This is a genomic window from Nitratireductor sp. WH36-1 (assembly GCF_058725515.1).
Genome location: NZ_JBZXDP010000002.1, coordinates 247673 through 267705, shown reverse-complemented (window position 1 = coordinate 267705; position 20033 = coordinate 247673). Strand labels below are relative to the sequence as shown.

Here is a 20033-nt window from a genome sequence, read left to right as displayed (position 1 = left end):
GTTCACCAGCCGCCCCGTTCGGCATCGAGATAGCGTCGCACCCGCATGAGGTCGGTTAGCTCGCCACCCAGCATGATCTCGAGCGCGGAACGACCGCCGAAGGCCTCATTGGGCTTGCCGATCCATTGGTAGGCGCGCTGGGGCTCGCGGAAGATGAGGCGTAGCGCCTTGTGTATGCCCATCAGGTTGGAAAGCCGCGCCTTGCTGTCGCGGTCGATGCGGCCGAGTTCCCCTGCTTTCCAGCGCCGATAGGTGCGTAGCGGCAGATCAAGCAGGGTCGCGGCCTGCTCGTCGGTGATCTCCCACAGCCGGAAGAGGTTGACCGTGGCGCGAAACATGGCAGCTGCCTCATCATCCGTGATCGGGGCGGGCCGGAACTCCTGTGAACGTGTATCGACCGGCTGCAGCTGTGCCATTGAATTTCTCCTTTTGGCATTAAATAATTTATATGCTGCCAATTGGCAAGATTTGCCGCCGGGGAGGCATGAAGCAAAGGGAGAGTGGTGTTGCCGTAAGACCGCTCTCAGAGACCATAAGCAGCATATAAAATAATACCAGTTCAAAACCTGTAGAAATTTTGTCATCATGTGCAGCGGACGCAATGACCGAGGCAAAACGGAATGAATGAAGCGGCACTTCTCGATTTCATACGGGGGCATATCGCCAGCGGAAACGGAGCCGAGCCGCTCTATCGCCAGGTCGAAATGGCGCTGGCGGAAGCCATTCATACGTCGCGGCTGAAACGCGGCGCCGTTATCCCGAGCGAGCGCACCCTTTGCGCTGCCCTCTCTATGTCCCGCGTCACCATTCGCCGCGCCATTGAGGATCTGGAGGCGGATGGTCTTCTGCATCGCAGGCACGGCGCAAAAACGGTGGTGTCGTCACGGCTGGAGAAATCTCTCTCCACCATGACGAGCTTTTCAGAGGATATGCGTTCGCGTGGTCTGGAGCCCGGATGCATATGGATTTCCAAGGAAACAGGGCGTCCCTCGCCGACGGAAATGATGGCGCTTGGCATTTCGGTTGCCGATGAGGTCGCGCGCTTGAGGCGCATCCGCACCGCTGACAACACGCCCATCGCGATCGAGACGGCGACGCTGCCTCTGCGTTTCCTGCCGAGACCCGCCGAGGTGGGCGATTCCCTCTATCAGGCTCTGGAAGCCCGGGGGGCCATGCCGGTGCGTGCGGTGCAGCGGATGCAATCGACCCCGATCACCCCGGAGGAGTCACGGCTTCTCGAAGCCCCGCCGCAGACCAGCCTTCTGGTGATGGAGCGTCGCTGCTTTCTGGAAGACGGGCAGATCGTGGAGTTCACGGAAACCAAATATCGTGGCGATGTCTACGATTTCGTCATCGAGCTGCACCGCTAATACCAGTTTAAAACTGGTTGTTATCTGGTATTTTGTCTGCCTATGATATCCTCCACAGATGGAGGAGAAAGCGTGCCGAACCGCATCCTAGCGCTCGAAAACGGGCTGATCGTCTCCTGCCAGCCGGTCACCGGCGGGCCGATGGACACAGCGCCCATTGTCGTTGCCTTTGCGCTGGCGGCGCTTGCCGGCGGCGCGCAGGGGCTGCGCATCGAATCTGCCGATTATGTGAAAGCCGTGCGGGCCGCCACCGATGCGCCGATCATCGGCCTGATCAAGCGCGATCTGGACACGTCGCCCGTGCGCATCACTCCGTGGATCGAGGATATGGAGGCGCTTGCAGAAGCTGGCGCAGATGTCATCGCCTATGACGCCACGCAGCGCACGCGCCCCGTGCCGACGGCCGATCTGGTCAGGTGCATTCACGCGGCGGGAAAGCTCGCCATGGCCGATTGCTCGATTGTTTCCGACGCCCGACAGGCGCTTGACGAAGGGGCCGACATGGTTGGTTCCACGCTCTCCGGTTACACGGAAGGGCCGGAACCCACGGAGCCCGACCTTGAACTGATCAGCGCCATGCGTGCGCTCACGCCTCATGTGGTGGCGGAAGGCTGCATTCGCCTGCCGCGTCATGCGGGCGAAGCGCTGCAGGCCGGGGCGCGGCTGGTGGTCGTCGGCTCCGCGATCACGCGGCCCGAGCATGTCACCTCCTGGTTCCGGGCCGATATGGATGCCGGGGCGGGAGCGGATGATGCGTGAGGCTCAGACGGTTCTGGCGCTCGACATTGGCGGCACGAAGATGCTAGCCGCGCTCGTGCGCGGAGAGACCGTTGTCGACAGCCTGAAAGTGCCGACCCCGCGCGATATGGGCGGGCCCGCCCAGTGGCTCGAAGCGCTCTTTGCGCAGATCGAGCACTGGAAGGGCGCTTATGGATGTGTCGGCGTTGCCGTAACCGGCATCGTGGATGACGGGCTCTGGTCCCCGCTCAACCGCAGGACGCTGGATTTTCCCGACCGCTTTCCGCTGCTTGAAACCGTTGGTGCGCTTTCCGGCGTGTCCGCCATCGCCGCCAATGATGCGCAGGCTGCTGCATGGGGCGAATATCGCTTCGGCGAAGCCGAGGGCAATCTCGTCTTCCTGACCGTTTCCACGGGCATTGGTGGCGGCATCGTCATGGATGGGCGGCTGAGAACCGGACTTGCCGGGCATTTCGGCCTCCTGCGGGGGCAGGACTTCGAAGGCGCCAGCGGGGATGACAGCGCGCTGGAGGATCACGTTTCGGGCAATTTCATCGCCGCTTCCGCGGCGGCGCATCAGCCGGGCGCAACGTCGCATGACGTTTTTGACGCGGCGGCCATGGGCGAGGGCTGGGCGAACGATATCATCGACCGTTCGGCCCGGCGCGTGGCCATTCTGTGCCGCAACATTCAGCTCAGCTTCGACCCGGATCGCATTGTCATCGGCGGCGGCATCGGGCTTGCCCCGGGGTATCGCGCGCGCATTGAAGCGCAGCTAGATCACGTTTCGGAACGGCTGAAGCCACGGCTCGTGGCGGCCCGGCTGGGGGAGAGGGCCGGCGTTGTGGGCATCGCTGATCTCGCACTTCAAAACACGACACAAAACCAAGTCAAACAATGAATGGGAGAATGGATATGAGACCTGTTGCACGATTTGCAGCCATGTTGGCAGGAAGTGTTTTTGCTGCGGGCCTGTGGGCCGGCGTGGCAAGCGCCGAGGTCACCGTGCTCGGCTGGCCGGGCGGCCCTGAAGAGACGGCGCTGCGCGCCGCAGCCGAAGCCTATAACGCGAAGGACGATGTCAGCGACGAGAACAAGGTCGAACTCCTGTTCTTCAACCGCGACGGCTTCTGGGACAAGCTGCAGGCAGATCTCGCTGCAGGGTCCGATGCGTTCGATCTGAACCTGCTCGCCACCTATTCGATCGGCCGCTATGCGCCGTTCATGGAGCCGGTGGAACTGTCCGACGGGGCGCAGGCGCTTTATGGCGACGCCGTTCTTTCGACCATGCAGTTCGACGGCAAGCAGTATGGCGTGCCGACCGATCTTTCTCTGCATTTCATGTATTACCGCAAGGACCTGATCGATGCGCTGATGAGCGATGACGGCGCCAAAGCGCGTTACGCGGAAATCAGCAAGGAGCATCTGGGCGAGGCGCTTGAGCCCAAGAACCCCGATGACTGGACCTGGGACGATTATGCGGCCACCGCGCTTTATTTCACCAAGGCGGTGAACCCGGACAGCCCGACCCGCTACGGCACCGTTCTGCAGATGAAGAACCTGCTGTTCAACATCATGGTGTGGCAGTCGACCGCGCGTTCCTATGGTGGTGACTGGATGGATGCCGAAGGCAACATCACGGTCAATTCGGATGCATTCCGCGAGGGGCTTGAGCTCTACAAGATGCTCTACGACGCCGGAGCGACGCCGCGCGACTCGCTTTCCTACGAGTTTGCCGAAGCCAATGCCGCCTATGCGGCGGGGCAGGTGGCCGCCATGGTGCAGTGGAACGCGGCTGCCGCCGATCTCACCAATGCGGAAAAATCACCCGCAGTGGGTGACGCGACCGCCACCATCGCTCCACCCGCCGGGCCTGAAAGCCGGGCCACGCATATCCATGGTCTCGGTCTTGGCCTCAATAAGAGCGCCGGCAACAAGGACGGTGCGAAAGCCTTCCTGAAATGGCTCTCCACCGAAGAGGCAGCCCTCATCTACGCCCGTGCGGGCGGTGCGCCGGCTCTCTCGGCCGAGGCTGTCGCAGCAGTGGCGGAAGAGCGGCCGGATCTGGTGCAGCTCGGCGAATATGCCGGTGCCTATGGCTATGTCATGAATGGCGGCGCATCGGCAAATGCGCTCGCCATCTACGAGCTACAGGCAAAGGAGTTTACCGGCTACTGGTCGGGCCAGCAGGACCTCGACGCCGCACTTGCCAATGTCGAGAAGGGCATGGCGGATCTCCTGAAATAAAGCTGGCGTCAGCCCCTCATCCTCGCCTTCTCCCCGCACGCGGGAGGGATGGGAGGTAGACGTTGCCACTTCTTCCTTCTCCCCGTGCGCGGGGAGAAGGCGCCGGCAGGCGGATGAGGGGCAGCGCCGACCATCAAACCGATCTGGATCACAGACCAAGAAGCACCATGGAAACGACCCATCGCACCGAATGGACGCTGCTTGCCACGCCGCTGATGGCGTTTCTGCTGGTCTGTCTCGGCTTTCCGGCCATCGTCAATCTGATCTACTCGGTTTCCGAAATCAGCTTCGAGACGCTGCGCAGTCCGCAGATCTCCGGTTTCGGCAATTTCGTCGCTGTTCTCACCGATGAGGCGTTCTGGCGCGCCAACTGGTTTTCCCTGCGCTTCGGCCTGCTGACCGCTGTTCTGGAATGTCTGATCGGGCTTGGGCTGGCTGTTTTTCTGGCCCCGCTTTTCAAGAACCGCAGCTGGCCGATTGCCATTCTCATGCTGCCGCTCATGGTGGCTCCGGCCTTGATGGGGTTGATGTATCGCCTCGTTCTGCACGAGTTCGCTGGCCCCGTGCCGCATTATCTCTGGGCCTGGTTTGGAAACAGCCCGGCCTTTCTCGGTCCCAATTCGGCTTTCTGGACGCTGATCGTGGTCGAGACGCTGCAGTGGACGCCATTCGCCTTCCTGCTGTTCCACATGGCCTATCAGGCAATCCCGGAAGAGCTTCGGGAAGCCGCTGCAATCGATGGTGCGACCGGGTTTGCCCGTTTCTGGCGCATCGAGCTTCCGCTGATGTTGCCCACACTGGCGGCGGCGCTTCTGATCCGTTTCATCGATGGCTTCCGGGTTTTCGACAATGTCTACGTGCTGACCGGCAGCGGGGCTGGCGGCTCTACCACTTCGCTGTCGATCTACATTTACGAAGCCTTCTTCAAGCAGGCTGCCATCGGCAAGGCGGTCGCGGCTTCGGTCGTCCTTTTTGTGGCATCGTTCATGGTGCTTTACGGCCTGAACCGCTTTGCCCGGCGCAGGAGACGATAGATGCTCAACGCGATCCGCTGGGCCGTGTTCGCCCTTGCCGCCTTTGCAATGAACTTTCCGCTCATCGTCACGCTTGTGACCTCGTTCAAGAGCGCGCGTGAGATCTCGACCAATCCGGGGCTGTGGATCAATGCGCCGACGCTCGAGAACTATGTGACGGTGCTCACGGTTTCGGACCGGCTGAACATTTTCCTCTATCTTGCCAACAGCTTCGCCATTGCCGCGATGGGCACGCTTCTGGCCGTTCTTCTGGCGCTGCCGGCGGCCTATGCAATCGTGCGCGGCCGTTTCGGCGAGAAAACGCTGCTGCCGCTGATCGTCAACCTGCGGGCGGTGCCGCTGGTGATCTTCGCGATCCCCATCTACATGATGTTCCAGTTTATGGGGCTGCTCGACACGCGGCTCGGCCTCGGCCTTGTGATGACCATCGTCAACATCCCGCTGGTGCTGATCATTCTCGTCAACGCCATATCGGATGTGCCTTTCGAACTCGATGAAGCGGCCATGATCGACGGCGTGAGCCGGCCGGGCATTCTGGTGAAGATCATTGCGCCCGTCATCCGTCCGGCAATCGTGACCAGCATGATCTTCGGCTTCATCACCGCGTGGAACGAGTTCCTGTTCGGCCTGATGCTGACGACCTCGAAGGCTGTGCCTGTAACGGTCGGCGCATCGTTCTTCTTCGCCGCTTCCGGCGGCGGTGTGCAATGGGGTGTGGCCGCAGCCGTTATGATGGTCGGCGCATTGCCGCCCATGCTTCTCGGTCTGGTCATGTACCGCAAGATCAGCGGAACGATGATGGCAGGCGCCGTGAAGGGCTAGAGAACGGGGCCGGTTATCCGGCCGTTCCAACGCGCCATCAATAGCCGGGACACGCCGTCTTGTCTGTCTTGCCGCTCTCTCGCCGAGGCGCGCGGGCTGCTTCATCACGCATTTTTTCCAGAGCGGGGCAGGGGGCTGTCTTCGGCCCCAGCCGCGGGCCATTGCGGGCGGGTTTGCATTCGTTCGCCGGCACATATGGCGCGCGCGTCTCGGCAGCCTGCGACAAAAGCGCTTGACAGAAAGCCAAAAGACATCGCTAATTATCTAACCGTTTGGTTAGTTAGGGGAACAAAAATGAAGAGCAAGACACTTGCCGCACGCTTGATTTCTGCGGCTTTCGGAGCGTCAGCGCTGCTTGCCGCTCCGGCTTTCGCCGAGGAGTGGAAGCCCACTGAACCGGTGACGATCATCGTCCCGTGGTCCGCTGGCGGCTCCACCGATACTGTCACCCGCGTCGTCGCGGGAGAGCTGAGCAAGGCTTTCGGCCAGAACTTCGTCATTCTCAATCAGCCCGGCGCATCGGGCTCCGTTGGCACACGCGCCGTCTGGGAAGCGCCGCATGACGGCATGACCATGGCCGCCGGCGCGGCTGCCGATCTCGGGGCCTATCCCGTTTTCGGAACGCTCGACGCGAACCTCGATCAGTGGCGTCTTTACCTCCACGTGGCCAATCCGGGTCTGGTGTCGGTGCGCGCCGACAGCGAGTGGGAGGATTTCGGCGATCTTCTGGAAGCCATGAAGTCGGGAAGCGAGCCGATCACGGTTTCTTCCGGCGGGCTTTCCTCGGCCACGGCGATCTCCATGCAGGCGCTTGAGAAGGCCGCGCCCGGCATCAAGTTCCGTCAGATCGTCTATGAAGGCGGCAACCCCGCCGTAATCTCCACGGTTTCGGGCGAGACGCAGTTTACCGCGCAGACGGCGACCGAGCAGGTGGACATGATCCGCGCCGGGCGTCTGCGTCCTCTCGCTGTCATTGCCGACCAACCGCTTGAGCTTCAGGGCTATGGCACGGTTCCGCCGGTCACCGACTGGCTGCCGGAGGTTGCCAGCGCGCCGAACTTCTTCGGCATCTACATTCCTGCCGATGCGCCCAAGGAAGTGCTCGACTCCATGGACAAGGTCTGGGCGGAAAAGATCGCCAATTCCGACGTCATGAAGAAGCACGCCGCCGAGCGCGGTGCGCTGTTCAAGGCGACCCATGGCGAGGAAGCCGCGAAGACCGCGCTGCCCTTCCTCTCGATCAATGCCTGGCAGCAGTTCGACAGCGGCGCTGCGTCGAACGATCCGAGCAAATTCGGCATTCCGCGCCCCGAATAGGGCTGGAATTGCGGCTCCCCCTCCTGTGAGGCGGGGGAGCCTTGACGCTTCGCCTATACGCAACCGGAAGGTATCCGCTGCCAGCTTCCTGGCCGCGCTGACCCCTCCTGTCGACAAGCATGGCCATGGACGGACTCACTCATTTCCTGAGCGCGATCGCCGAGATCGGTTTTTCCGCGCAGATCATCGTTGTTTTCTGGGCAACGCTCCTCGGCATCACCGTTGGCATGATCCCGGGCCTCACGGCCACGCTGGGCGTTGCCCTTGTGACCACGCTGACCTTCGCGATGGAGCAGAACACGGCGATCCTGGTTCTGATCTGCGTTTACATCGGCGCGATCTATGGCGGCGGACGCACGGCCATTCTGCTCAACATTCCCGGCACGCCGGCCAATGCGGCTTCCGCTCTGGAAGGTTTCCCGCTTGCCCGGAAAGGGCGCGCAGGCGAGGCGATGGCCGTTGCGACCACAGGCTCCTTTCTGGGGTCGGTCGTGGGAATGGTCGGACTGGCGCTGGTTGCCCCATGGCTTGCGGAATTCGCGCTTGATTTCACCTCCTTCGAGTTTTTCTGGCTTGCCGTCTTCGGCATTGTCCTTTGCGGCCAGCTCACCGCCATGGACGATGCACTGAAAGGCTGGATCGCCGGTTTCTTCGGCCTGCTCGTCGCCATGGTCGGGCAGGAGAGCATCCATGCCTATGCCCGCTTCTCCTATGGCATTCGTGACCTTGAAGGCGGCTTCGGCCTTCTCCCGGTACTCGTCGGCGCGTTTGGCTGCACGGAAGTCTTCATCGTCATGCGGCAGGAAGCGACGCGCGCCGTCGCCGGCAAGGTGACGGGCGTCTTCCGCTCTGCGCTTTCCTCCTTCGGCCATGCGCGCACCTGGCTGCGGTCCGGCTTCATCGGCACGTTCATGGGCGTTGTTCCCGGTGTCGGCGAGGATATGGGCGCGTGGGTTTCCTACGCTGCCGCAAAGCGCGCTTCCAAGCGCAAGGAAGAATACGGGCAGGGCTCGACCGAGGGTCTGCTCGCCGCCGAGACGGGTAACAACGCCGCCGTGCCCGGTGCGCTGATCCCGGTTCTGACCCTTGCCATTCCCGGTTCCGCGCCGGCTGCTGTTCTGCTCGCCGCCATGATCATCCATGGCCTGCGCCCCGGACCGCTGATCATGATCACGCAGGCCGACTTCTTCTATTCGGTTGTCGCCATGGTTTTCTGGGCAAGCTGCGCCATGCTGGTCCTCGGCCTGCTTCTCACGCGGCCGCTGCTACTCATCCTGCGCGTGCGGCGTGAATGGCTGATGGGCATCATCTTCGTGCTGTGCACCGTCGGCGCATTCGCCATTGCCGGCCGCATCTTCGATGTCTGGGTCATGATCGGTTTCGGCCTGATCGGCTTCATGATGCGCGAGGCCGGTTTCCCGGTCGCGCCGATGATCCTCGGTGTCGTGCTTGGGCCGATCCTCGACAACAATCTGCGCCGCAGCCTCGCTTTGACCCAGGGCGATCCGCTGCCGTTCGTAACGCGCCCGATAAGTGCAGTGATCGCTTCGCTGGTCTTTCTCATCATCATTTTCAGCCTGCCGCCCGTGCGTCGCCGCGTCGCTGCCTTCCGGGCGCGGTTTGCCCGGGGAGGTGCACAATGACGGTGCGAAACGTTCTCCTGTGCGGCTTTGGCGCGTTCGGCGCGCAGCATGCCGCCGCCTGGCGGAAAAGCATGACGGCCCCGCGTCTGTTCATCAGCGATCCCGATCCGTCTGCCCGCGAAAGGGCGCGCGCCCTCGGCCTCGGGTATGTTGCGGAGGATCCGTCCGTCTATCTGGATCAGGTCGATCTCGTCGACATCGTCACGCCGCCGCGTTTGCACCTGCCCGTGGCTCTGGCGGCTCTCGCGCGTGGCAAACACGTTTTCATCGAGAAGCCGGCAGTCACGTCGCTGGATGAGGCGCGGCAGCTGATGGCTGCGGTTGATGCCTCAGGCTGCGCCGTACAGATCGGCTTCGTTCTGCGCTGTCATCCGCTCGTCGAAAAGGCGAAGGCGCTCATCGCGTCGAGGGCCATCGGTCGCCTGCTTGCGGTCGAAGGCGATTTCTCGGGATGGAAGCGCATGCGCGACGATTCCACCATCATCGAAAATGACGGCGTGCATTTCCTCGATCTCATGCGCCATCTGGCAGGCGTTCCCGTGCGCTCGGTCGAGGCCCGTGGGGTAAGCCTGCTCGGCGCGGAAAAGGACGATGACATCCGCATCGATCTTGCTTTCGAGGAAGGCATATCCGGCAATCTGCGGCTTGGCGTCCTTGCCTGTGGCGAGGTGGAAGACGGGTTCATGCCGGGCGCGGTGACCACAAAGCGGCTGCGACTGATCGGCGATGCCGGCAACATCGTCATCGATTTCAACCGCAATACGCTCACGCAGGCGCAGGTCTCCTACACACCGTCGGCCGGGGGCTGGAAGGTTTTACCGGGCGCAATGACCAGCGAACAGGTGATCGGGGTTACGCCGTCATCTCTTCTGGCAAAGAGCTTCGATCTGTTCGCATCCGCCATCGAAAGCGGCGGGCCGACCCTGTGCGCCGCCGATGAGGGCGCTCTGGAAATGGCCGCTCTTCTTGACGCCATCGACCGCGCGCTTGTGCGGGAACCGCTGCCGCAGATCGCACTGGAGAAGGGAGCATGAGCATGCGCACCATCAACAGGACCGATTTCATCTCCGGCATCGTGGTGGCGGTGATGGGCGCTGCCGGGCTGGTCGGCTCGCTGCGCATGCCGCGCTTTGAGGCGCGGGGCGCAGATCCTTTCACCGTGCCGGGTCTCACGCCGGGGCTTCTGAGCGCGGTTCTCTGCGTTCTCGGCGTCGTGCTTCTGCTGCGCGGCATGTCGGGCCGGGTGTTGGCTGAAGGTGCGCGGCCGAGCATCACGGAATGGACCCGCGCCAGCGCGGCCCGCACGATCTTCACCATCGTGATGGTGCTTCTTTATGGAACGCTTCTGTTCGGCCACATGCCGTTCATCTTGGCCACGGCGCTTTTCATCTTCGTCTTCACGGTGGGGGCGGAACTGATCGACACCGAACGAAGCCTGCCCGTCTGGAAGCTCGTGATCGGTGGTCTGGTGCTGGCCGGAGTTGCGGCATTCGCCATCGACTTCGTGTTCACCGATCTCTTCCTCGTTCGGTTGCCGGGGTGACGCGATGAAACTCTCGCTGTGCAATGAAGTGCTGCGCGACCTTTCTTTCGAAGAACAGTGCAGACTGGCAAGCGCGCTCCGTTATGACGGGCTGGAGGTGGCGCCCTTCACCCTGTCGGACGAGCCTGCCTCCGTTCCCGCTGCCGAGCGTCGCCGTTTGCGACAGGTGGCTGCCGACCATGGCCTTGAAATCACCGGCCTGCACTGGCTTCTCACCGCCCCGGAAGGGCTCTCCATTACGAGCGACGATGCCGCTGTGGCCGCCCGCACCCGCGATCACATGCTGGCGATGGTCGAGGTTTGCGCCGATCTGGGCGGCAGCGTTCTTGTTCACGGTTCGCCCGGACAGCGCCAGTTGCGCGACGCGGCTTCGCCCGAGCATGCGCGCGACATCGCCATGGCACATCTCGCTGCAGCAGCGGATGCGGCGGCGCATGCCGGTGTTCTTTACTGCATCGAACCGCTTGCACCCTCAATGGACGATTTCGTGAACACGGTTGCCGAAGCGGTGAAGCTTGTCGAAGCCATTGGCTCGCCCGGCTTTGCGACCATGCTCGACACCTATGCTGCGGTGGGCGGCGAAGCCGAACCCGCAGAAGCGGTTCTGGACCGCTTTCTGCCCGGCGGCCATGTGCGCCACATCCATTTCAACGACCGCTCCAAGCGCGGGCCGGGCCTTGGCGCCGACCGGTTTGCACCAATCGTCGATTGCCTCGTCCGGCATGATTATGACGGCGTCATCGCCGTGGAACCGTTCGACTACCACCCCGATGGGCCGGGTGTTGCGGCCTTCGCCGCAGGCTATGTCCGGGGACTTTTGGAAATGCGGAAGGAGTGTTCATGAGCACGACCAAACTCAAGGTCATCGGTGGCCGCATCGGCATTGCCAATGCCTTTGCGCGCATGCCGTTCCGCTTCGGCGTGGTGACCATGGAAGCCGCTGCCAGCGCGACGCTGGAGCTTGAGGTTTTCGTCGATGGGAAGCCGGTTCTGGGCTATGCCTCCGACCTTCTCGCCTACAAATGGTTCGACAAGCGGCCGGAAAAGACGCCAGCCGACAATGTTGCAGACCTCCTCTGGGTGGTCGAGGAAGCGCTCGCCGTCGCCAAAAACCTGCCGGAGGGTTCCCTGTTCACGCTCTGGCGGCAGCTTGATGAAGAAGTCGACCGTCGCGCTGTCGCAGCCGGTTTCAACAGGCTTGGCGCTTCCTTTGGCGTCTCAATGGTGGAGCGCGCCATCATCGATGCGCTGGGCAGGGCAACCGGGCAGAGCTTCTTCGGCATGGTGCGCGGCAATGCGCTCGGCATTGATGGCGGCGCGGTCTTTCCCGAGCTTGCGGGCATGTCGCCGGCCTCGATCCTTCCCGAAAAGCCACTGGAGCGCATCGGACTGCGCCATACGGTCGGTCTGGTCGATCCGATTGAGGCGGACGACATCGCGTCGGCTGACCGGCTTGACGATGGCCTGCCCGAAACGCTCGCGGACTATATCGAGCAGGACGATCTCAGCTATCTCAAGATCAAGATTTCCGGTGATCCGGCATCGGACATGGCGCGACTGGAGCGCATCGCAGGGCTGATGGATCGGACCGGCAGGGCATTTGCCCTGACGCTCGACGGCAATGAGCAATACAGCCGGCTTGAGGAGTTCGCCGCGTTGATGGACGCCATTCGCGGCAATCCGGCGCTTGATCGCTTCTATGATGCGATCCTTTTCATCGAGCAGCCGCTGGAACGCTCGGTCGCGCTTTCCGCGCCGCTCGATCCCAGGGCTCTCAAGACAATCGGAAAGCCACTTCTGATCGACGAGGCCGATGGCTGGACGAGCGCCTATCATGAGGCGATTGCGCTTGGCTATCACGGTGTAAGCCACAAGAACTGCAAGGGCGTCATCCGCTCCCTGCTGAACGCGATGATTGCCGAAACGCGCAATCGCGAAGCGGGGCTGGGCGTCTACTTCCAGTCGGCGGAAGATCTCACCTGTCTGCCGGTGGTGTCGCTTCAGGCCGATCTCGCGGTCGTGGCGGCGCTTGGCATCACGCATGTGGAGCGCAACGGCCACCACTATTTCCATGGCCTTGAGCATTTGCCCGCCCGTGAGGCGGAGGCCGCTCTGGCCGCCCATCCCGATCTTTATCGGCGCGAGGGTTCTTCCATCGTCACCGCCATCAATGGCGGCGCGCTCGACATTGCCTCATTGCAGGTCCCCGGCATGGGGTTCGCCTGCCTGCCCGACCTCGGTCAGCGCACACGCGCTGCCGACTGGACTTTCGATAGCCTCAACAAAAGCGATGCCGGACATGCCGGCACAGGAGACTGAGACCATGACCCGATCCCTGCCTGACACCGTTCTGGATGAAGCCCAGCTCGAAGACATGCTGTCGCAGCCGAGCGACCGCCTTGTTTCCGTTCTCGCCGAGCTGGATGGCGACATCACCATTCTTGGCGTTGGCGGCAAGATGGGGCCGACGCTTGCGCGCATGGCCAAGCGCGCCGCGCCCCACAAGCGCGTCATCGGCGTCGCCCGTTTCTCCGAGCCGGGGCTGAAAGAAAAGCTGGAAGGCTGGGGCATCGAGACCGTTTCATGCGATCTTCTCGACCGCGAAGCGGTGGAAAGCCTCGAAAAGACGGAGAATGTGCTTTTCATGGCTGGCCGCAAATTCGGTTCCAGCGGCAATCAGGGCCTGACCTGGGCCATGAATGTTCAGGTTCCTGCGATTGTCGCCGAGGCGTTCAAGGACTCGCGCATCGTCGCCTTCTCGACGGCCTGCGTTTATCCGTTCGTCAAGATCACCGAGCAGGGCGCGCGTGAAGATGTGGTGCTCGACCCGCCGGGCGAATACGCCAATTCCTGCGTGGGCCGCGAGCGCATGTTTGAGCATTTTGCCAGCGTGCATGGCACGCGCGTGGCGCTGATCCGTCTCTCCTACGCAATCGACATGCGTTATGGCGTTCTGCACGATGTCGCCAATGCGGTGCAGCAGGGCGAGCCCGTGCAGATCGACAGCGGCCATTGCAATGTGATCTGGCAGGGCGATGCAAACGACATTGCGTTGCAGTCGCTGGCATACGCGGATAATCCGCCCTTTGTGCTCAACCTTTCGGGTCCGGAACTGGTCAATGTGCGCAGCCTCGCGCAGAAGTTTGGCGAGTTCTTCGGCAAGGAGCCGGTTCTGGAAGGTTCCGAGCAGGAGCGGGCATGGATCGTTGACACGAGCCTGCAGCAGAAACTCTTCGGCTATCCCTCCGTCCCGCTGCCGCGGCTGATAGAGTGGACGGCAGATTGGATGAAAGAGGGCGGCCGCTCGCTTGGCAAGCCGACCCATTTCGAGGTGCGCGATGGAAAATACTGACCGGCCCACGGCCGGCGCCGGGGCAGCGAAGAAAAACGGGTCCGGAACGGGCCAGAAGGCGACGCGCGACGCAGCGGCGACGCGCGCCCGCATTCTCAACGCTGCCTCGAAGGAGTTTGCGAAGAAAGGACTGAAGGGAACGCGCATCGACGCGATCGCCAAGCGTGCGCGCTGTAACAAGGCCCTGATTTACCACTATTTCGGTAACAAGGAGGCCCTGTTCAGCACGGTTCTGGAGAGGAATTACGAGGCCATCCGCAGCGCCGAGCGTCAGCTCGACCTGGCCCACCGCGAGCCGGTGGCTGCCATGCGGGAGCTTATCGGTTTCTCTTTCGACTATGTGAGCGCGCACCCGGAGTTCATATCGCTCATCAATGATGAGAACATGCACGGTGGCGTGCATGTGGCTCATTCGGTCAAGGCGCGGGACCTCAACAGCCCGCTCGTGGCGATGATCGAGACGATCCTGGAGCGCGGGCAGGGCGAGGGCAAGTTCCGCTCCGGCGTCGATCCCGTGCAGCTCTACATCTCCATCGCAAGCATCTGCTACTTCTTCATTGCCAACCGGTCGACACTGTCGGCGATCTTCGGCCTGCCGAAGACGTCCGAAGTGCTCGCGCAGCGCCGCGAGCACGTGATCGAGGTCATTCTGGGTTATCTGCGCCCGGAGGCCGACGGACAGGACCTGCCTTCCATGCCGAAGGCCTGACAACGAAAGTTTCAACATGAAAATCAGCGATCTTCCCGCAACGCCGCTTGCCGCACTGCGCAAGGGAGGCGTGATCCCGGCGCATCCGCTGGCGCTTGATGCCGACCGCCGGCTCGATGAACGCCGTCAGCGCGCGTTGTCGCGTTACTACCTCGATGCGGGCTCCATCGGGCTTGCCGTGGCCGTTCACACCACGCAGTTCGAGATCCGCGATCATGGCCTTCTGGAGCCGGTTCTTTCGCTGGCGGCCGAAGAGGCGAACGCCCATGCGAGCACGCCCTTCATGGTGGCCGGCGCGGTCGGCAAGACCGAGCAGGCCGTGCGCGAGGCCGAGCTTGCACGTTCCAAGGGGTATCACGCCGTGCTGCTCGGTCTGGCGGCGATGCGCGATGCGAACGTGGACGAGCTGATCGCTCATTGCCGCGCCGTTGCCGGTGTCATCCCGTTGGTGGGCTTCTACCTGCAGACTGCCGTTGGCGGGCAGCCTCTGCCCTATGCATTTTGGCGACGTTTCGCCGAGATCGAGAATGTGGTGGCGATCAAGATGGCGCCGTTCAACCGCTACCGCACGCTCGACGTGGTGCGCGCGGTGATCGACGCCCGCGCGGAAGACCGCATCACGCTCTACACCGGCAATGACGATCACATCGTCTCCGATCTGATGACGAAGTTCACCTTCATGCGCGATGGTGCGCCGGTCAGCGTGCGGATCAAGGGCGGGCTTCTGGGGCACTGGTCGGTCTGGACGCGCAAGGCCGTGGCGTTGCTCGAAGATATCCATGAGCGCCCCGACAGCAGGAGCGCCAGAGAGTGGCTGGAGTTCGACGCCCGCACCACCGACGCCAATGGCGTTCTGTTTGACGTGGCAAACGATTTTGCCGGCTGCATCGCCTGCCTGCACGAAGTCCTGCGTCGGCAGGGCCTGCTTGAAGGAACCTGGTGCCTCAATCCGGACGAGACCATGGGGCCCGGCCAGATGGAAGAGCTCGAGCGCATCTGCCGGGATTATCCCGAACTCAACGACGACGCCTTCGTTGCCGCCAATCTGGAGCGCTGGCTGACGGCCTGACGCGGTAGGTATTCGGCTGACCGGTCTCAGGGAGATGGTTGAGGGGGCACAACCCCTCAACTTCGAGAAAGATTGCGCCTTTATCGGGCAGCCAGCCAGCTTTAGCACGGCTGGCTTTCCATCATCAGCACTCGGGCGCGCGGAGCGCCTTGTAGACGCGACTGGTCGGGGCGATGCCCATCGTGTCCGCGCAGAAGGAAACGGCGTCGAGAAGCGGACCGAGCGCGATGCCGGTCTCCATGCCCTGGCCGTTCAGAAGATAAACGACATCTTCCGTCGCCACATTGCCGGCTGCGCCGGGGGCAAAAGGGCAGCCGCCGAGGCCGCCCGCTGCCGCATCTACGGTGCGAACGCCGAGCCTCACCGCTTCCCAGACATTGGCGACGCCCATGCCGTAGGTGTCGTGGAAATGGGCCGCGATTTCATCCATTGGAACGTTTTTCGCGACCGCTTCCAGCACGGCGGCAATGCGCGCCGGTGTCGCCTTTCCAAGCGTTTCGCCAAGGGCGATCTCCTGGCAGCCCATCTCGCGCAGGGCCTTGGCCACCGGGGCGACGGCCCCGGGTTCAATCGGGCCGGCATAGGGGCAGTCGGTGATGGTGGAGATGTAGCCGCGCACGAACACGCCCGCGTCACGCGCCCGCGCGACGATGGGCGCGAAACGTTGGAGAGAGGCGCTGACCGTGGAGCCGATGTTCTTTTCCGCAAAAGCATTGCTTGCCGCCGTGAAAACGGCGATGGCGCGCGCGCCTTCTGCAAGCGCCTGTTCCAGCCCCCGCTCATTTGCGACCAGCACCATGTCGCCGGCGCGTTCCGATGCGCCGACGGCTTTCATCACTTCCGCCGTGTCTGCCATGCGCGGCACGCGCTGTGGCGAGACGAACGCACCCACCTCCATCCGCTGAATGCCGGCGCGGCGCAGCCGCTCGATCAGCGCGATGCGGTGGGCGGTTTCGATGTGCTCCCTGCGCGCCTGCAACCCGTCACGGGGCGCCACCTCGACGATTGAGACGGGCGTGCTCACTTGTCGCCCCGGATGCGCTTCAAAATCTCTTCGGCCAGATCCTGCCGCACCTTGCCGAGGGTCTTGAGTTCGCTCGCGACCAGATCGATTTCGTCACCGACCGCGCCGACCATCAGGGCGACATTCTGCGCGTGCAGCGCCATGTGTCCCTTCTGGATACCGGTCGTGGCAAGCGCGCGCATGGCGGCGAAGTTCTGCGCAAGACCGATGGAAACCACGATGCGGGCCAGTGCATCGGCCGTTTCGACGCCGAGCAGCTTCAGATTGGCCTGGGCGGTCGGGTGGATCTTGGTCGCGCCGCCGATCAGGCCCACGGCCATCGGCATTTCCAGAATGCCGACCAGATTGCCGTCCGCATCCTTTTCCCAGCGCGACATGGAGCGATAGCGTCCATCACGCGCGGCGAAGGCGTGCGCGCCGGCCTCGATGGCGCGGGTGTCATTGCCGGTTGCCAGCACGACAGCGCTGACGCCGTTCATGATGCCCTTGTTGTGGGTCGCGGCGCGGTAGGGGTCTGCATCGGCGAAGCGGTAGGCCGACAGCATGTCGTCGCGCACCTGTTCGCCGCCGATCTCTTCGAGCTTCCATACGGCGCGGGCGCGCACCACGCGCCGGTCTGCCAGATTGGTGAGAATGCGCAGCAAGGTGCGCGCGCCGGTCCATTCGGCGAGCCGCGGGGCCAGCGCCTCGGCCATGCTGTTGACCGCATTGGCGCCCATTGCGTCGCGCGTGTCGACGATGATGTGCACGATGGTCATCGGCCCTTCATCACTCGCAATGACCCGCACATCGATATCGCGGAAACCGCCACCGAATTTCACCAAAAGCGGGTCGGTTTCGTCGCAAATGGCCCGGATTTCTTCGATTTTCTCGTAAACCTTCAGGCGCACATTTTCGGGGTCGCTTGCGCCCAGAAGCTGGATCTGCGCCGCCATGACGGGGCCGCTGCCGGAGGTGAAGAAACCGCCGGTGGAGCGGCAGCGCTTGGCTGCGTTGCAGACGGCGGCGACGACGGAGGATTCTTCCGTCGCCATCGGCACCAGCATTTCGCGCCCGTCGACAATCATGTTGGTGGCGATGCCCACTGGAATGGCCATGGTGGTGATCGCGTTCTCGACCATACGGTCGGCGAGTTCGATCTGACCTTCGGCTGCTGCAGTGAGGCTTGAAATGGCCTCGTTGCCAAGCTGCGCCTGCCGGGCAACGGCCTGGAGGCGCTCTGCCGGGGTCATCTTGTGAAGGCCTTCAATACGGGACGATTGGACGTCGCTCATCATGTGTCCTGTTGTTACTGAATCATGGTTTTGGGGAGCCAGAGCACCAGCTCCGGGAACAGCGCGCAGATCAGGATGCCGAACGCCTGAAGAAGCATGAAGGGAATGATGGCCCGATAGACCGTTCCCATGCCGATACCGGCCGGCAGAACGCCTTTCATATAGAAGAGCGTGTAGCCGAAGGGCGGCGAGATGTAGGCCATCTGTGCCGACACGAGGAACAGGATGCCGAACCAGAGCCTGTCGAAATCCAGAAAGTCGATGACCGGCAGGAAGACGGGCACGCAAAGGAGAATGATGCCGATCTCATCAAGGAACATGCCGAGGAAGAACAGGATCGCCAGCATGACGGCCAGCACGACCCAGCGATTGGCGTCCATGTCCTGAATGAAGCCGAGCAGGAAATCCGCGCCGCCCGTTCCGGTGAAGATCGCGACGAAGGCGCGCGCACCGATGGTGATCCAGAGGATCATGGTCGTGACCTTGACCACGTCCATGCCAACCCCGCGCAGAAGCTCCCAGCCGAAACGGCGTTCGATCAACGCTGAAACGAAGGCCAAAGCAACACCCACGGCGGCTGCTTCGGTCGGCGTGGCGATGCCCATATAGATGGTGCCCAGAACGCCAACGATGATGAGCATCGGCAGGACAAGCGACTTCAGCGCGGCAATGCGCATGGCCCAGGTGATGTCTTCATTCTCTTCCGGACGTGGCGCAATCGACGGGTTGAGCGCTGCACGCAGCACGATGTAGCCGATATAGAGCGAGGCGAGCAGAAGGCCCGGTATCACGCCGGCGATGAACATCTGCCCGATCGAGGCCTGCGCGGTGACCGCGTAGACGATGGTGATGACCGATGGCGGGATCAGGATGCCCAGCGTGCCGCCGGCGCAGATCGTGCCAATGGCGAGTTCCGGCTGGTAGTTGCGCTTGAGCATCGAGGGCAGGGCAAGCATGCCCATGGCGGCAACGGCTGCGCCAACAATGCCGGTCATGGCGGCGATGATCGTGCAGATGGCGATGGTGCCCACGGCCAGCCCGCCGGGCAGGCGGCGCGACCACAGTTCCATCGCCTTGTAGAGGCTCTCGATCACGCCCGAACGCTGCAAAACGCTGGCCATCATCACATAGAGCGGAATGGCGAGCAGCGATTCCGACTGCATCGTGTCAAAGAGATTGAGAACGGTGACGGAAAGGGCCGCCGGCCCCCACAGGGTGATCGTGAAGACGAGGGCGAGCGAGCCCAGCGTGAAGGCGAGCGGAAGACCGGTCAGAAGCAGTCCGACCAGACTTGCGAACATGATCACCAGAACGAGTTCGGAGCTCATGGGCGCGCCTCCGTGCGTGCATCATTGCGCAGGGCGAAAACCGCCTCGACCAGCGCCTGTGCGCACAGCATGACAAAGGCGAAAGGCACTACGAATTTCAGCCACCAGATGGGTGGGTTCCAGGCAGAGAAGCTCGTCTCTCCGAGCGACCATGCATTGACGGCCAGAGGCCAGCTCACGGCGGCGAAGACGGCCGCGAACACCGCGATCACGAGAAAGGCGAATACATTGAGCACGCGCTGAACGGGAGCAGGGGCCTTCTCGCTCACGATGTCGACCGCCACATGTCCGCGCAGATGCAGCAGATAGGGGCCGGCCAGCATGAAGTGTGGGCCGAAGACGAGCGTGCTCGCTTCCATGGCCCAGACGGTGGGCGCATTGAAGGCGTAGCGCGCGATCACCTCATAGAGGAGCATCGGCACGACGGCGAAGATGATCACCGCAGCGATAACGAAGAGAACCCGGTTCACACCGGTGACGAAGGCGTAGACTGCCTGCATGGAAATGACATTGAGCCTGAGGGTCGATAGCGGGCGGCGCTGTGGCCGCCCGCCTGGAACAAG

20 protein-coding genes are annotated in these 20033 nt (G+C 62.8%); 15 read left to right on the top strand and 5 right to left on the bottom strand.

Going from position 1 to position 20033, the window contains the following annotated elements; translation table 11 throughout:
- Window positions 1-2: 2 nt before the first annotated feature.
- Entirely contained in the window at window positions 3-416 is a 414-nt protein-coding gene (locus tag AC4PTT_RS20390; protein WP_492162879.1) for an antitoxin Xre-like helix-turn-helix domain-containing protein, read from the bottom strand.
- A 204-nt stretch (window positions 417-620) separates the two neighbouring features.
- Between AC4PTT_RS20390 and AC4PTT_RS20385 the strand changes: the two genes are divergently transcribed.
- The 15 genes from AC4PTT_RS20385 (at window position 621) to AC4PTT_RS20315 (ending at window position 15844) form a co-directional block, all read left to right on the top strand.
- Window positions 621-1370, top strand: coding sequence for a GntR family transcriptional regulator (locus AC4PTT_RS20385; protein WP_492162878.1), 750 nt, complete (start codon window positions 621-623; stop codon window positions 1368-1370).
- Window positions 1371-1442: 72 nt separating this feature from the next.
- Window positions 1443-2129, top strand: a complete 687-nt coding sequence (locus tag AC4PTT_RS20380; RefSeq protein WP_492162877.1) for an N-acetylmannosamine-6-phosphate 2-epimerase — start codon at window positions 1443-1445, stop codon at window positions 2127-2129.
- On the top strand, window positions 2122-3009 hold the full coding sequence (locus AC4PTT_RS20375; RefSeq protein ID WP_492162876.1) for an ROK family protein: 888 nt from the start codon (window positions 2122-2124) through the stop codon (window positions 3007-3009). Before AC4PTT_RS20380 ends, AC4PTT_RS20375 begins: the two co-directional genes overlap by 8 nt.
- 14 nt (window positions 3010-3023) lie before the next feature.
- The gene (locus tag AC4PTT_RS20370) at window positions 3024-4355 is read left to right on the top strand and encodes an extracellular solute-binding protein (RefSeq protein ID WP_317090175.1); all 1332 of its coding nucleotides are present in this window, start codon (window positions 3024-3026) and stop codon (window positions 4353-4355) included.
- Window positions 4356-4522: 167 nt separating this feature from the next.
- On the top strand, window positions 4523-5389 hold the full coding sequence (locus AC4PTT_RS20365) for a carbohydrate ABC transporter permease (protein WP_113157129.1): 867 nt from the start codon (window positions 4523-4525) through the stop codon (window positions 5387-5389).
- Entirely contained in the window at window positions 5390-6211 is an 822-nt protein-coding gene (locus AC4PTT_RS20360; RefSeq protein WP_475079735.1) for a carbohydrate ABC transporter permease, read from the top strand.
- Between the two features lie 294 nt (window positions 6212-6505).
- The gene (locus AC4PTT_RS20355; protein ID WP_492162875.1) at window positions 6506-7528 is read left to right on the top strand and encodes a Bug family tripartite tricarboxylate transporter substrate binding protein; all 1023 of its coding nucleotides are present in this window, start codon (window positions 6506-6508) and stop codon (window positions 7526-7528) included.
- A gap of 125 nt (window positions 7529-7653) precedes the next feature.
- Window positions 7654-9171 (top strand): tripartite tricarboxylate transporter permease, encoded by a 1518-nt coding sequence (locus AC4PTT_RS20350; RefSeq protein ID WP_224924832.1) that lies wholly within the window; start codon window positions 7654-7656, stop codon window positions 9169-9171.
- The gene (locus tag AC4PTT_RS20345) at window positions 9168-10205 is read left to right on the top strand and encodes a Gfo/Idh/MocA family protein (RefSeq protein WP_492162874.1); all 1038 of its coding nucleotides are present in this window, start codon (window positions 9168-9170) and stop codon (window positions 10203-10205) included. Before AC4PTT_RS20350 ends, AC4PTT_RS20345 begins: the two co-directional genes overlap by 4 nt.
- On the top strand, window positions 10202-10714 hold the full coding sequence (locus tag AC4PTT_RS20340) for a tripartite tricarboxylate transporter TctB family protein (protein ID WP_317090167.1): 513 nt from the start codon (window positions 10202-10204) through the stop codon (window positions 10712-10714). Before AC4PTT_RS20345 ends, AC4PTT_RS20340 begins: the two co-directional genes overlap by 4 nt.
- A gap of 4 nt (window positions 10715-10718) precedes the next feature.
- Window positions 10719-11558 carry a sugar phosphate isomerase/epimerase family protein gene (locus tag AC4PTT_RS20335; protein ID WP_492162873.1) on the top strand — a complete coding sequence of 280 codons (840 nt, stop codon included), beginning with the start codon at window positions 10719-10721 and terminating at the stop codon, window positions 11556-11558.
- Window positions 11555-13033: an enolase-like domain-containing protein gene (locus AC4PTT_RS20330; RefSeq protein WP_492162872.1), complete on the top strand. Its 1479-nt coding sequence runs from the start codon at window positions 11555-11557 to the stop codon at window positions 13031-13033. The genes AC4PTT_RS20335 and AC4PTT_RS20330 overlap by 4 nt, the downstream gene beginning before the upstream one ends.
- A 4-nt stretch (window positions 13034-13037) precedes the next feature.
- Window positions 13038-14066 carry an NAD-dependent epimerase/dehydratase family protein gene (locus AC4PTT_RS20325; RefSeq protein ID WP_113157131.1) on the top strand — a complete coding sequence of 343 codons (1029 nt, stop codon included), beginning with the start codon at window positions 13038-13040 and terminating at the stop codon, window positions 14064-14066.
- The gene (locus AC4PTT_RS20320; RefSeq protein ID WP_113156745.1) at window positions 14053-14775 is read left to right on the top strand and encodes a TetR/AcrR family transcriptional regulator; all 723 of its coding nucleotides are present in this window, start codon (window positions 14053-14055) and stop codon (window positions 14773-14775) included. Before AC4PTT_RS20325 ends, AC4PTT_RS20320 begins: the two co-directional genes overlap by 14 nt.
- Before the next feature lie 16 nt (window positions 14776-14791).
- The gene (locus tag AC4PTT_RS20315) at window positions 14792-15844 is read left to right on the top strand and encodes a dihydrodipicolinate synthase family protein (protein WP_492162871.1); all 1053 of its coding nucleotides are present in this window, start codon (window positions 14792-14794) and stop codon (window positions 15842-15844) included.
- A gap of 124 nt (window positions 15845-15968) precedes the next feature.
- Here the strand turns inward: AC4PTT_RS20315 and AC4PTT_RS20310 are convergent, their stop codons facing one another.
- The 4 genes from AC4PTT_RS20310 to AC4PTT_RS20295 are packed head-to-tail and all read right to left on the bottom strand — an operon-like array spanning window position 15969 to window position 19970.
- Window positions 15969-16868 carry a hydroxymethylglutaryl-CoA lyase gene (locus AC4PTT_RS20310; RefSeq protein WP_492162870.1) on the bottom strand — a complete coding sequence of 300 codons (900 nt, stop codon included), beginning with the start codon at window positions 16866-16868 and terminating at the stop codon, window positions 15969-15971.
- Window positions 16865-18142, bottom strand: a complete 1278-nt coding sequence (locus AC4PTT_RS20305; RefSeq protein WP_283801243.1) for a hydroxymethylglutaryl-CoA reductase, degradative — start codon at window positions 18140-18142, stop codon at window positions 16865-16867. The genes AC4PTT_RS20310 and AC4PTT_RS20305 overlap by 4 nt, the downstream gene beginning before the upstream one ends.
- Window positions 18143-18156: 14 nt before the next feature.
- Entirely contained in the window at window positions 18157-19470 is a 1314-nt protein-coding gene (locus tag AC4PTT_RS20300; protein WP_113156759.1) for a TRAP transporter large permease, read from the bottom strand.
- Window positions 19467-19970, bottom strand: coding sequence for a TRAP transporter small permease subunit (locus AC4PTT_RS20295; RefSeq protein WP_113156760.1), 504 nt, complete (start codon window positions 19968-19970; stop codon window positions 19467-19469). The genes AC4PTT_RS20300 and AC4PTT_RS20295 overlap by 4 nt, the downstream gene beginning before the upstream one ends.
- Window positions 19971-20033 lie beyond the last annotated feature (63 nt).